At 60.0% G+C, this 13144-nt stretch carries 9 protein-coding genes; 2 read left to right on the top strand and 7 right to left on the bottom strand.

The genetic code is table 11. The annotated features are described in order from the left end of the window. Positions 1-26: 26 nt before the first annotated feature. The 6 genes from NJC40_RS10885 to NJC40_RS10860 form a co-directional block, all read right to left on the bottom strand. Positions 27-707, bottom strand: a complete 681-nt coding sequence (locus tag NJC40_RS10885) for a DUF4391 domain-containing protein (protein ID WP_253139456.1) — start codon at positions 705-707, stop codon at positions 27-29. Further along, positions 704-3994 (bottom strand): helicase-related protein, encoded by a 3291-nt coding sequence (locus tag NJC40_RS10880; protein ID WP_253139459.1) that lies wholly within the window; start codon positions 3992-3994, stop codon positions 704-706. Before NJC40_RS10880 ends, NJC40_RS10885 begins: the two co-directional genes overlap by 4 nt. 501 nt (positions 3995-4495) lie before the next feature. Next, positions 4496-7000 (bottom strand): phosphoketolase family protein, encoded by a 2505-nt coding sequence (locus NJC40_RS10875; protein ID WP_253139461.1) that lies wholly within the window; start codon positions 6998-7000, stop codon positions 4496-4498. Between the two features lie 61 nt (positions 7001-7061). Continuing rightward, on the bottom strand, positions 7062-8267 hold the full coding sequence (locus NJC40_RS10870) for an acetate/propionate family kinase (RefSeq protein WP_253139464.1): 1206 nt from the start codon (positions 8265-8267) through the stop codon (positions 7062-7064). Positions 8268-8319: 52 nt separating this feature from the next. Beyond that, positions 8320-9234 (bottom strand): universal stress protein, encoded by a 915-nt coding sequence (locus tag NJC40_RS10865; protein WP_253139467.1) that lies wholly within the window; start codon positions 9232-9234, stop codon positions 8320-8322. Positions 9235-9247: 13 nt separating this feature from the next. Continuing rightward, positions 9248-10258 carry a universal stress protein gene (locus NJC40_RS10860; RefSeq protein WP_253118058.1) on the bottom strand — a complete coding sequence of 337 codons (1011 nt, stop codon included), beginning with the start codon at positions 10256-10258 and terminating at the stop codon, positions 9248-9250. Between the two features lie 230 nt (positions 10259-10488). On the opposite strand from NJC40_RS10860, the gene NJC40_RS10855 reads away from it, so the two are divergent. Both NJC40_RS10855 and NJC40_RS10850 read left to right on the top strand, forming a co-directional pair. Beyond that, positions 10489-10938, top strand: a complete 450-nt coding sequence (locus NJC40_RS10855) for a potassium channel family protein (protein ID WP_253118059.1) — start codon at positions 10489-10491, stop codon at positions 10936-10938. Positions 10939-11071: 133 nt separating this feature from the next. Beyond that, positions 11072-11830 carry a cyclic nucleotide-binding domain-containing protein gene (locus NJC40_RS10850; protein WP_253118060.1) on the top strand — a complete coding sequence of 253 codons (759 nt, stop codon included), beginning with the start codon at positions 11072-11074 and terminating at the stop codon, positions 11828-11830. A gap of 9 nt (positions 11831-11839) precedes the next feature. Here the strand turns inward: NJC40_RS10850 and NJC40_RS10845 are convergent, their stop codons facing one another. Continuing rightward, positions 11840-12913, bottom strand: coding sequence for an NAD(P)-dependent alcohol dehydrogenase (locus NJC40_RS10845; protein WP_253139470.1), 1074 nt, complete (start codon positions 12911-12913; stop codon positions 11840-11842). Positions 12914-13144 lie beyond the last annotated feature (231 nt).

The raw sequence follows: 13144 nt of genomic DNA, 5'->3' as shown, positions 1-13144 counted from the left end.
CTTGTGTGCTTGACGCGAACCGAGGTTTACGCGCTTAGATCGGCGATTTCATTCTGGATTTCCCGCAGCTGGGCATTGAGCGCCACCTTGCGGTTGAACTGTTTTTCTTTGTGCAGGCGCGTATCCAGCTTGGCGTGCTCACTGTGCAAGCTTCGCAAGCGGTTTAGCCGATGCAGTTGCTCGGGCAGGCTCTCGCCCGGCCTAGCTGGACGGGGTAGCAAGCTGCGCAGCAATTGTTCGTAGAGCCCCTGCAGATCCAGCGCTACCGGCAGAGGCTGGCACGGACTGTTGGCCGGTAACCAGTTGCACGCATAGTAGCCATCAATCACCCATTTGCTAGCATCGGCTTCGCTGGGGCGCTTAAAAGCCGCCACCATGCGGGTGCGCTGCTCATGGTGCAACTGAAAGATGATCGGCAACGGGATGGCGCGGTCGATTGCGCGCAACACGTCTTCGTCCAGCTCGGCGGTTTTCTGCGTGATATCGAATACCTGGATTTCCGCAACATCGCCCCGTGCCGGCAGGTTAATAGTTTCCGGTGCCAGCTTATAGGCCCAGGTGATCTGTCCAACCTGGCGTACAAACTTGTCGCGCAATACAGAGGCAACGGAACCGTACTCGTAGATTTTGCTCTTTGGCACCACGCTGGCAACCCTGGCCTGCGCGGGGAAGCGGAATAGTACCGGAGGAATACCTACCTGACTCATGCCATGTCTTGAATAACGATGAAGGCAATCAGCTCGAAGTCATCCAACCCGGAGATGGTGTCCACCAGCGCAGTGGTTCTACCGCCACTGAACAGGCTGTCGATGTCCCGTTCTTCCTTTACATCGATCATCGAGCGAATGGCCTGATCGAGCAGGTCGGAGTAGATGCGCATATCACGCCCGTCCCTGGTAGCTTGATTGAACAGTTGATAGGCCTCTGGAATCGGTTGGCCATGGCCTTTACAGGCACTGCGAGCGAGATCCAGCAAGCGCTTGGCCTCTGTCTGGTCGCTAATGATCTGCCCCTCCAGGCTGATGTAGATCAGATAGAAGGGATGCAGGCGATTCTGCTGATTGAGGTTGGAGCCTTGGTTGCGATTACGCAGGGTGAAAATTACACCAGGCAGCAGCCCAAGCTCTTGCCGCGCGGGCACGACGGCATGCATGCCGTTGGGGACATGCTCAAGGTCGCCATTGGTTTTGATGTAGTTGAGCAAATCCATACGGAAGTCATTCAGGCCAAGATCGGTGATGGAGACACCGGTCTTGATGTCTTCCATTTCGATCACATCATCCTGTAGACGGCGCAACTGCTCCTTGCGGTAGGCCACGTCGTTGGCCTGAGCGTTGAGCACATTGTCATCGCCCGTGGCAGTGACGTCAGCAATCATCATGCGATTCTCAACCCGCTCCTTGAGATTGATGTACTCATCCAGGCTGATGTCCGGCCAGTAGTTGACCAGCTGGATGCTGGCGTTCTCTGAACCGATCCGATCCACACGGCCAAAGCGCTGGATGATCCGCACCGGGTTCCAGTGAATGTCGTAGTTGATCAGGTAATCGCAATCCTGCAAATTCTGGCCTTCGGAGATGCAGTCAGTACCGATCAGGATATCAATCTCTCGCGGCTCATCCGGGTAGATCGCGGCCTTCTCTTTAGAGCGCGGCGAGAACAGCGTGAGCAGCCCCTGAAAGTCATAGGTCTGCCGGCTCCCGTGCATGCTTCCCAGGGTGGATTTGGGCGCATCACTACCAGTGACCTTGCCAGAGTGGACCTTGTGACTGCGCAGTAGGTACTCGGCCAGGTTGTCGTAGAGATAATTAGCGGTATCGGAGAAGGCGGTGAAGATCAGCACTTTGCGATTGCCAGGGTTAATCGGCGACGTCAGCTTGCTGGTGATCTGGGTTTTAAGATGCTGTAGCTTGGCGTCATCGGCGGGCGTGACCTTGGCCATTTCGTCCAGCAACTCTTCAATGAAAACGAAGTCCCCCTGAAGGTCTTGCTCCCAGGAGGGCACGTCCATGTCCTCCAGGCTGATCTGGATTTTCTTGCCGATGCTGATGTCGCCCGGCATGGGCAGGTTGTCATCATCGAAATCCGCATCTTCGCACACGGCGGTAACATCGGCAAAGCCGCTGGCTACGCCTGTCTTCTTGAAGGAGGCGATTTTGTCTAACGCACTGCGGTGAGTCGCCTGCAGGTTTTTCAGAGTCAGACGGAAAGACTCGACCGAGCTTTCAAGGCGCTTGAGCAGGTTGGTGGTCATCAACGCTTGCAGGCTTTTTTCACGGTCTACCTGCTTGAGCTTGCCCCTGCCGCCCTCCACTTCGGTGTCGTACATTTCCTCGTACTTCTTCATCCGGCTGGGCAGGATGTAGCTGACTGGGGCATACACGGCGAGCTTGAGCAACGAGAGCTGATTGAAGATCTCGTTGAAGCCGATGACGTCCTCACGATGGGTCAGCGGGCAGTGGAAAGACAGCGGCTTCCGACGCTCCGGAAAACTGCCGATGTCGGCCGTGTTGTAGAAAGTCTCGATATGCCGGCGTGATCGGGCAATAGTCACGCTGTCGAGCAGCTCGAAGAAGTCGAAGTCCAGGGTATTGAGAATGGCAGCAGCGGTGCGTTTCTCTGGCGGCAGGATCGACCACGCATTGAATGCCGCTTGAGCGCGGCGAAATATGCCGTCGATATCTTTTTCAGTGCGCAGCTTATCGTTGAGATTGTCGCTATCGCCTTCGTAGGCCAAGGCCAGCTGATTACGCAAATCGCTGAAACGGTTGTTGACCGGAGTGGCCGAAAGCATCAGCACCTTGGTCTTCACGCCCTGGCGAATCACTTGATTCATCAGCCGCTGGTAACGAGTTTCCTTGTCTTTGAAGACGTCGTTATTGCGAAAGTTGTGCGATTCGTCGATTACCACCAGGTCGTAGTTGCCCCAATTAACCCGATCCAGCGGAATACCCAGCGACTCTCCACGGGTACGGGTCAGGTCGGTGTGGCAAAGCACGTCGTAGTTGAAGCGATCCTTGGCGAAAATGTTGGTCTTGAGGTTGCGGTTGTAGTTAAGCCAGTTGTCGGCGAGCTTCTTCGGGCAGAGCACCAGGACGGATTTGTTGCGCAGCTCGTAGTACTTGATCACGGCAAGGGCGGTGAAGGTTTTGCCCAGGCCCACACTGTCGGCCAGAATGCATCCGCTGTAGGTCTCAAGCTTGTTGATCAGACCGGTAGCCGCATCACGCTGGAAGTTGAATAGCTTCTGCCAGACCAGACTGTCCTGGTAACCGGTGCGGTCGTTGGGCAGTACGTCCTCGTTCACGTCTTCCAGGAACTCGCGGAAAATGTTGTAGAGCATAAGGAAGTAGATCCGCTCTGGAGCATTCTCCTGATAGACCGAGGCGATGTGGTCGCAGAGCCTGTCGGTTACATCCTCAAGCTTCTCCGGGTCGCTCCAGATCTGCTCGAACAGATTGAGAAACATACCGGTATGGGCCGGCTCATCGAAACGGGTAACGATGTTCGAGAGCGCATTGCCCTTCTGGTAACCCAGATCGACAGCGGTAAACCCCTGGACGGGCATATAGACGGCGTCCCCTGCCGTATCGCACGAACCGATAAAGGGCTGCATTGGGGCTTGGCCACGATTGGAGCGAAAAGTCGCTTTACGGCGTATCCAGTCAGCGCACTCCCTTGCTATGGCCTTTTGCGTGAGCTGATTCTTCAGCTGGATTTCAAACTCACTGCCGGTCAGGCTGCGCTCGCGCTCAGCCTTGGGAATATGGAACTCGCGCTGCTCCTTCTTGATCTTGTCGCTGACCTCGTTGGGCACGAAGGTCGGCGAGGTGAAGATGAACTCCAGGGAGTCGATGCTCTCCAGCTCCTTCTTCAACGCCACGTAGGCGTAGATCGAAAAGCACGAAGCGGCGATCTTCAGCTTCGAGCCCGGCTTAAGCGTACCTTTGAGATTTTCACCAAGCAGGGTATTGATGTTGTCGACCAGTTCCATATGGAGGAATCCCTTTATGCGAGCTGAGGGGATTATCATGGAGCTTGCGGCGAATATCACGGATTACAGCCGGCAAATTGCCTCGCACGCAAAATCATAGTCCAATGAGCAAATGACGATACCATCCACGAGCTTGAATGGTTAGGCGCACGCACGGCCATATTGGGGGGACAAATGGGGGACAGAAACAAAAACCCTATTAAAACCCAGAAAGACAAGGTAAAAACTCAAAAATAAAGCCGGCCACAAGCCGGGCCAACCTAACGCCGGAATGGATAGAGCAGGAGGGATGGGCCGTCCCCAGTATTAAAGGGATGTGATGAAGTCCTCCGGATCAGTAGGAACAACATCTGTTCCGCCTATGACTCCTGAGAGCATCGCGACAGAGCTCAGCATTCCAAAAAGTATTCCAAGCAAAAAAATAAACCGTTAAAACCATTTAAAATCAATGACTTATCTAACGAGTTCAGATTGCCCCGGCGCACCGTACCCCCTCCCCCCTCACCCATCCGTAAACCCCACTCCCCGCACATGCCCCCTGGCCAGCGGCGGTGGGCAATCCGGTTCGCTGAAGTCCGCTGTCCAGCGCCAGTTGCGGATTTCCGGCAGGTCTTCAAGGTGTTCGCGAATCCATACGTCATGCCGGCTCAGCTGGCGGGTGAAGTGGTCCACGGCCGTTGCGCTTTGGGGGTGTAGCCGGGGTATGTGGCTCAGGGCGTCGATGGCCAGGTGGTAACGGCTCATTCGGTTGAGCACTACCATGTCGAACGGGGTGGTGGTGGTTCCCCGGTCGCTGAAGCCTCGTACGTGGAAGCGCGCTTCGTTGGCGCGGCCATGGACCATTGAGTGGATGACCCAGGTGGAGCCGTGGAAGGCGAACATGACCGGGGCTTCGCGGGTGAACAGGGCGTCGAAGGAGGCGGTGTCGAGGCCGTGCGGGCGTTGCTCCGGTGCGCAGAGGGTGCCGAGGTCAACGATGTTGACGACCCGGACACGAATGTCCGGGACGTGTTTGCGCAGCAGCCAGGCGGCGGCGACGGTTTCGGTGGTCGGAACATCGCCTGCGCAGGCCAGGATTACGTCGGGTTCATGCCCCTGGTCGTTGCTGGCAAAGGCCCAGATGGAGGCGCCTTGTGAGCAGTGCCTGAGTGCGGCGTCGAAGTCCAGCCACTGGAAATCCGGCTGTTTGCCGCAGGTCACGACGTTGACATAGTTCCAGCTGCGCAGGCAGTGGTCGAAGACGTTGATCAGGCAGTTGGAGTCTGGCGGGTAGTAGACCCGTACGACGTCCGCACGGCGTTGCAGCACGTTGTCGACGAAGCCGGTGGACTGGTGGCTGAAGCCGTTATGGTCGTTGCGCCAGGCATGGCTGGTGATGAGGATGTTCAACGAGGCCAGCGGGCGGCGCCAGTGGAATTCCTTGCTTTGCTGCAACCATTTGGCGTGCTGGGTCACCATGGAGTCGACGACCTGGGCGAAGGCTTCGTAGGTGGACCACATGCCATGTCGCCCGGTGAGCAGGTAGCCTTCCAGCCAGCCTTCGCACAGGTGTTCGCTGAGCACTTCCATGACCCGCCCGTCAGGCGCGAGGTGGTCGTCGAGGGTCAGGCAGGTGCCGGAGGCTTTTCGGTCGGAGGCGTCGAACACGGCGTTGAGGCGGTTGGAGTTGGTTTCATCCGGGCCGAAGACTCTGAAGTTGTGCGGGTTGCTGCGCATCACGTCACGCAGGTATTCGCCCAGTTTGCGCGGTGCCTCGGCGATCACCTGGCCGGGGCCGGGGACGTCCAGGCTGTAGCCGGCGAAATCGGGCAGGTCCAGCGCCAGCAGCACGCGCCCGCCATTGACATGGGGCACGGCGCCCATGCGCAGTTCGGCGGGGGGCGTCAGGGCCTTGAGGTCTGGCAGGAGCGCACCGTGGGCATCGAACAGGTGCTGCGAGAGGTAGCCGCGCATCCAGCGTTCCAGTTGTGCCCTGTGCCCGGGGTTGTCGATGACGTTGGCCAGCGGCACCTGGTGGGCGCGGAAGGTTCCTTCGATTGGCACCCCGTCCACCACGTGCGGCCCGGTCCAGCCCTTGGGGCTGCGCAGGATGATCATCGGCCATTTCTCAGCCAGTGGATGGCCCTGCCTGGCGTGCAGCTGGAGTCGGCCGATGGCGTCGTGGGCACTGTTCAGCGCAGCCGCGAATCGCTGGTGCATGCCGGGCAGGTCGTCACCGGCGACGATGATCGGCTGATAGCCACGGCCGCGATACAGTTCGATCAGCCGCTCATCCGCCGTGCGCGCCTCGACGGTGGGGCCGGATATTTTGTAGCCGTTGAGATGCAGGATGGGCAGCACGGCCCCGTCGCGGGCGGGGTCGATGAACTGCACGCTTTTCCAGCTGCCTTCAAGGGGGCACGTCTCCGCTTCGCCGTCGCCGATGACGCAGGCGACCAGCAATTGGGGGTTGTCGAACACCGCGCCAAAGGCATGCATCAACGAGTAGCCCAGCTCCCCGCCTTCATGCAATGAGTTGGGCGTGTGCGGCCCGCAATGGCTGGGGATGCCACCGGGGGCGGAAAAACTGCGGAACAGGCGCAACATGCCGGCTTCGTCGGGGGCGACCTGCGGGTGCACTTCGCTGTAGGTGCCCTCCAGCCAGGCGCAGGCGTTGAGGGTCGGCCCGCCGTGGCCTGGGCCTGAGATAAAGACGGTTTCGACCTTGCGCTCATGGATCAGGCGGTTGAGGTGCACGTAGATGAAGTTCTGGCCGGCCGAAGTGCCCCAATGGCCTAGCAAGCGCGGTTTGATGTGGTCGGCGCTCAGTGGTTCGCGCAGCAGGGGGTTGTTGCGCAGGTAGATCTGGCCGACGCACAGGTAATTGGCCGCGCTCCAGTAGCGATGCAGCCGATCCAGCAGGTCGGCTGACAGCACGCCTGCGGCACTGTCTTGCGCGGCAAGGTGGTCAGGGCGCGGGGAGGCTTTGAGGTCGGCACTGGAAACCTGTGGGTTGAACACATACATGGCGGCTCCTTGGGGGCGGCGGAGTTGGCGTGGCGCTATTGGAGGACGAACACCTGGGTGCTCAGGCTGCTTGGTGCAAACGGCGCAGGGTGTGTCGTGCGATCACGGCGTTTTCATCCGTGGGAATCACCCAGGCGGTCACGGCACTGCCGGGGTGGGACAGGCAGTTCGTACCGGCCTGCCGCCCGTCACAGTCACGCTCCAGGCCCAGCCACCGGCAACCGTCGAGAATGGCGTTGCGCACGTCGCTGGCGTGCTCGCCCACGCCACCGGTAAACACCAGTGCGTCCAGGCCGCCCAGTGCCGCGACAACCGCACCGATTTCCTTGACGACGTACCGCTCGAACAAGGCAATCGCTTCGGCAGCTTGCGGTGCGGCACTGGCGGCCAGCTCACGCAGGTCACCGCTGATCCCGCCGGACACCCCTAACAGCCCGCAATGGTGATAGAGCAGGTTCTCCAGACCCTTTGCGCTCATGTGCCGCTCGCGCATCAGGTACAGGAGGATGCCGGGATCCAGCCGGCCAGGCCGGGTGCCCATGAGCAATCCGTCGAGGGTGGAAAATCCCATGGTCGTGGCGCGGCTGGTCCGGTTGACCAGGCCACACAAGCTGGCACCATTACCCAGGTGGGCAACGATCGTTCTGCCGTGCGCCGCGTACGGGTCATGGTCGATGAGCCGCCCGGCGATGTATTCGTAGGAAAGCCCGTGAAACCCGTAGCGGCGCAGTCCCTGATCAGTCAGTGTGCGCGGCAGCCCGAAGCGGCTTTCCAGCGCATCGAGCGTGCGATGGAAGACCGTGTCGAAACACACGAATTGCGGCAAGCCGGGGCGTTCGCGGGCCAGATGGTTGATCGGGGCGAGACATTTGGGCTGATGCAGTGGGGCCACAGCGCTCAAGGCTTGCATTTCGCTCATCAAGGCCGGGGTGACGATCATGGCCATCTCGGCGCAGTCGCCGCCATGTACCACACGGTGCGCTGCTGCAACGATGTCGCACCCGACGGCCTCGGCAATCCAGGCCATTAGCCGTGACAGCGTGTCGTCGATGGAGGTCGCATGGTCGCCTGGCCACTCGGCCTGTCGTTCCTGCTCGTCGCCGGAACCGAGAAACACCAGGCGCTGCATGCCCTTGCTCGCCTCCACGCTGCCGCGCCCCAGGCAGCGCTCCGCTTCGACGGGTACAGCCGCGTCATACAGGGAGAACTTCAGGTTCGAGGAGCCAGCGTTCAAGACCAACAGTGCCGGAGGTGACTGATCGATCATTTGGCTCTCCTGGGGTCGCGCCCCTGTTGGCCCCGAGCGCCTGTACTGCCGGTCATGGCACGAGCGGGTACGGGTTGACGGCCACAACGCTGGTTTTCAGATGACGCACGACATGTTCGGTGGTGCTACCCAACCATTTGCCGTGCACGCTGCGATGGACGACGCCCATCACGATGACGTCGAAGTCGTGTGCTTCGCTGAATGCCTCGATGACTTTCGCAGGGTTGCCCATGACCAGGTGCTTGCACTCAAGGGGCACACCGTAGCGCTCGGCCAGGTGATCGAACGCGTTTTCGTCCAGTTTGTAGATCCGCTCATGCATTTCGGAGTTGAACGCCAGGTCGCTCCCGCCGCTGAAGACGTAGGACAAATCGTAGGCATACAGCAGGTGGAGCTCCGCGTTGCACTGCGCCGCGAGTTTTTCCGCCGTGGAGATGATCCGGTCGTTGAGGCCGTCGTACTGTTCGTCCGGGCGAAAAGGGTCAACGGCGGCGAGAATCTTGCGGGGAAGCACATGGGGCGCCGGATGGGCCACCAGGTGCAGGGCCACCGGGCATTTGCGCAGAAGGTGCTCATCCAGGGACGTGAACATGATTCGGGTCAGCCACGAATGGTGCTCCAGGTCCTTGATGACCAGCGAAGGTTTCATTTCGCCGATGTGCAGGATAATTTCGTCGAGCGGGTGTGCCACCCAGATGACTTCGTGGGTGACCTGAACCCCAACACTGCGCATGGGCACGACCTGTTCTCCCAGCCACTTGCGATGTCGTTCCAGATACCCCTCTTTCATTTCCCGCAAGGCGTTATCATTCACAAGCCCGGCAGTGGCCAGCGCTTCGACATAATCAAACGCAACGATGTGCAGTGCGGCATCCTGGGCCTTGGCAAGGGCCAGGGCGCGGTCAAATGCCGGGGTTCGTTCCATCAGTGGCGACGCGATCAGCATCAAACGTTCAGCTTGGGACATGTCACACCTCCTTTCAGGGCCAAAGGGCGCGCATAGGGGTTCTGCGCTGGGCAGCGGCAGGGCTCTCGACAGGGCTCTCTACCGAAGCGCCGCGACCGGCCTCGACGGTGTGGTCGCCGGGTTTGATGACCAGCACGCTGCTCGGTGAATGGATCAACAGTGATTCGGCCGTATTGCCGATGACTTTCTCCAGCCTGGTGCGCGGCAAAGTCCCCATGACCAGCAGGTCGATGTCCTGCTCGCGAGCAAACTCACTGATGGTCTGTAGCGGCGTGCCGGTCAGGAAATGCCGACAATCGTGCGCAATGGCATGTCGGTCGCACAGCGCGGAGAAAGCCTGCTCATGGGCCTCTCCCAGGGCTTCGTGAAAGCCGGTCTCGATTGGCAAGGCGCCCAGCATGGTGATGTTCCTGGCATAGAACTCCGACCAGTCATAGCTGTAGAGCACATGAACGCTGGCGCCACATTGCCTGGCCAGGCGGGCGGCCATGGCCACCAGCGTGTCATTGAGCTGCAGGTCCGCCTCTTGGTAACGGTAAAGATTGACGGCGGCCAGCACCTTGCCAGGCAGCGGGTGGCGGGCGTCCGTGACGAACTGGACAGGGCAGGTACAGTCGCGCAACAGGAGCCAGTCCAGCGGCGTGGAAAACAGCCGGGCGAAGAGCGGCTCATGATGCACGTCTTTGATCAGCATCATGGGGCGAGCCATCTGCACATGGGTACTGATCGCCTCGAAATCGTCATCGGTCCAGAGCACCTCGACCGAGCAGTCCAGGCCACGTGCGCGCTCTTGCGCCGCCTGCTCTTCCAGCCACCGGCAATGGCTCTCAAGGTAGCTGTCACGCAAGGCGACAAGCGCCGAACGGTCGAATACGCCCATGATTTCGAGGGCCCGGAAGTAGTCCAGTGCGAGGATCCGCAAGGCAGCGTCGCAAGCCCGGGCCAAGGCCACGGCGCGCTCGAATGCAGGGGTGCGCTGCATGTTCGATGAGGCGATCAACAAAAAGCCTGGCGATGCGTTCATGGCGACCTCATTCAGCGACCTCAGTGGTGATCTGAAAGTGGCTACTTGGAGAAAGCGATGTCCAAACGCCTGACACGGCGCAGGCCGGCGCACATTCACAGGATGGGGCGATACCGGCGGCCGTTTCTGATCTATATCAGAAAGTCGGCGTTTCCCGGCGCCAGCCATCACGATCCCGAGCATAATCACGCCATACACCGAACGCAGAAGCATCCAGCGGAGATGCCTTCATGATCCTCGTCACCTTGATCAACATGCTGATCATCACCACTGCCGTGATCATTCACTACGAATGCCTGTTGCGCTTGAACCTGCTCATGCCCCGGCTCAAGATCTGGCATCGTTTCAGAATCGTCTTCGGTGTGCTGGGAGCGCTGGTGGCCCACGCCATCGAAGTCTGGGTCTTTGCGCTGGGTTATTACCTGCTGAACAAAAGCGCAACGCTGGGTCAGCTCGTCGGTCACTTCGACGGCAGCTTCATGGACTCGGTGTACTTCTCCTTTACCACCTACACCACCATAGGCTTCGGCGATATCTCGCCCGTAGGCCCGCTCAAGTTCCTGACCGGGCTCGAAGCCTTGACCGGTCTGGTGCTCATCACCTGGACAGCGTCCTTCCTGTTCATCGAAATGCAGAGGTACTGGAATCTTCAGGAAGCCACTGGACCCAGTCGGCAATGACCCCGAACGATCTCTAACACGGCATATTTGCGAGCGGGTGGGGTCGGCCCGTCCATCCGGCAACGATTGCAGCATGAGCCTGCAGGCGTATCGTTTTTGCCGGTAGTACACATAAATGTCGGGGGGCTCCCGCATGAACCACTGCCTACCCCTGCGCAGCGAGAGCTGTGCCAATTGTCGAGTGCGTGAGCTCTGCCTGCTGGTCGGGCTTGATACTGCGGACGCCAGACGCCTGGACCTGATCATTCCGCAGCGCATGAAGGTCAAGAAAGGTGCGGTTCTGTTTCATCTGGGAGACCCCATGCACTATCTCTATGCCATTCATCATGGGTTCTTCAAAACGACGTTTTGTTCAGAAGACGGCCGCGAACAACTGACCGGCTTTCAGATGCCGGGCGAGTTGCTTGGCATTGACGCGATAAGCAGCGGGGACTACGCCTGTGATGCCATTGCCCTTGAAGACAGCGAAGTCTGCCCGATCCGCTTCACCCAGCTTGAGCGCCTCGCCCGGGAACTGCCCTCGCTGCAACACAACCTGAACCGGACGTTGAGCCAGGAGCTGGTGCGCGACCATGAAGTTCTGATGTGGATGGGGAATCTCAAGGCGCAAGAACGGCTCGGGGCCTTCCTGCTGGACCTGGCCACACGTATGCAACGCCGTGGCTACTCGCCCCACGCGTTTGTATTGCGCATGACGCGAGAGGACATTGGTGCTTATCTAGGCCTGCGCCTTGAGACGGTGTGCCGGGCCATCGCCTACCTGCGCAACAACGATATCGTGCGGATCTCCGGACGGGCCGTTGAGATCGTCAGCCAGGAACGCCTCAAAGCTCTGGTTTCGGGCTGTAGCTCCCCCCGAAAGCTCCGCTCGGTACAAGAGCGCCTCTGTTGATTGGCGCGGTCATGGCGTAATCGCGACTTTCAGCACGCCGTCGCGCTGATGGGCAAACAGATCATAGGCCGCTTCGATCTCGTCCAGCCTGAACCGATGGGTGACCAGCGGTGACAGGTCGACAGCCCCACCGTCCACTACGGCCATCAAGCGCCGCATGCGCTCCTTGCCACCGGGGCACAGGGTGCTGACGATGCTGTAGTCCCCCAGCCCCGCAGCGAATGCCTCCAGCGGAATGCGCAGGTCATTGGCGTAAACGCCAAGGCTCGACAGCCGTCCGCCAGGGCGCAGCACGCGCAGAGCGGACTCGAACGTGCCTTGGGTTCCCAGCGCCTCGATCGCCACATCCACACCGCGACCGTCGGTCAGGGTCATGATCTGCTCCACTACGTCTCCCGCCTGAAAGTCGACCGTGTAGGTCGCACCCAGGCGCCGGGCGACACTCATGCGCTCTGCCACTGTGTCGACCCCGATAATGGTCGCCGCCCCCTTGAGCCGCGCACCCGCCACCGCACACAGCCCAATAGGGCCCAGCGCAAAGACCGCAACGCTGTCGCCAATGCGCACATCACCGCGTTCGGCCCCGGAAAACCCGGTGGACATGATGTCGGGGCACATGAGGACCTGTTCATCACTGAGGCCGTCCGGAATCGCACACAGATTGGCCATCGCATCGGGCACTCGTACGTATTCGGCCTGGCAGCCATCGATGGTATTACCGAATTTCCAGCCGCCGATGGCTCGAAAGCCGTGCCGGGCGTGAGGACCGTCCTGCGATGCACAGCCACACAGGCAGGCAAAACTGTGTCCACTGGGGGTGATGGCGCCGGCGATGACCCGCTGCCCCTCGAAGAAGCCCTGGACCTGCGAACCCAGCCGCTCGATCACACCCACCGGTTCGTGACCGATGATGAGCCCACTGGTCACCGGGTATTCGCCACGCAGTATGTGGATGTCCGTGCCGCAAATGGTCGTGGTGGTGACCCGCACAAGCGCATCCAGGGGGCCTGGTTCCGGAATCGGCTTCTCTTCGAGCACGATGCGATTCTTTTCGACGAAAACCGCCGCTTTCATGCTGTTCATGGCTGGCCTCGGGGCTGTTGGCGAGAACGCTCGGATAGGCCAATAGCCTGCCGCGCTACCCGTTGGGCCGCTTGATGATTATCAACAAACATCCTTGGCCCCCACGCGCCCACCGATGGTCGAGCGGCCCCGTCGTATTTCTGATTTTGATCAGTCGCCATCGTGCTGGTGGGCGTAGAAAGGCGCGTAGAGGCGCTGTACGTCGCAGCGCTGCGCTTCACAGCCCACCTA

This window comes from Pseudomonas sp. 21LCFQ02 (genome assembly GCF_024129895.2).
GTDB lineage: Bacteria > Pseudomonadota > Gammaproteobacteria > Pseudomonadales > Pseudomonadaceae > Aquipseudomonas.
Note: the sequence above shows the minus strand (reverse complement) of the source record. Positions and strands in the feature narration are given on the sequence as shown.

Coding starts and splice junctions, on each gene's coding strand:
- NJC40_RS10880 (WP_253139459.1), bottom strand. CDS start 3,994: ATGGAACTGGTCGACAACATCAATACCCTGCTTGGTGAAAATCTCAAA.
- NJC40_RS10845 (WP_253139470.1), bottom strand. CDS start 12,913: ATGAACAGCATGAAAGCGGCGGTTTTCGTCGAAAAGAATCGCATCGTG.
- NJC40_RS10855 (WP_253118059.1), top strand. CDS start 10,489: ATGATCCTCGTCACCTTGATCAACATGCTGATCATCACCACTGCCGTG.
- NJC40_RS10850 (WP_253118060.1), top strand. CDS start 11,072: ATGAACCACTGCCTACCCCTGCGCAGCGAGAGCTGTGCCAATTGTCGA.
- NJC40_RS10865 (WP_253139467.1), bottom strand. CDS start 9,234: ATGTCCCAAGCTGAACGTTTGATGCTGATCGCGTCGCCACTGATGGAA.
- NJC40_RS10885 (WP_253139456.1), bottom strand. CDS start 707: ATGAGTCAGGTAGGTATTCCTCCGGTACTATTCCGCTTCCCCGCGCAG.
- NJC40_RS10870 (WP_253139464.1), bottom strand. CDS start 8,267: ATGATCGATCAGTCACCTCCGGCACTGTTGGTCTTGAACGCTGGCTCC.
- NJC40_RS10860 (WP_253118058.1), bottom strand. CDS start 10,258: ATGAACGCATCGCCAGGCTTTTTGTTGATCGCCTCATCGAACATGCAG.
- NJC40_RS10875 (WP_253139461.1), bottom strand. CDS start 7,000: ATGTATGTGTTCAACCCACAGGTTTCCAGTGCCGACCTCAAAGCCTCC.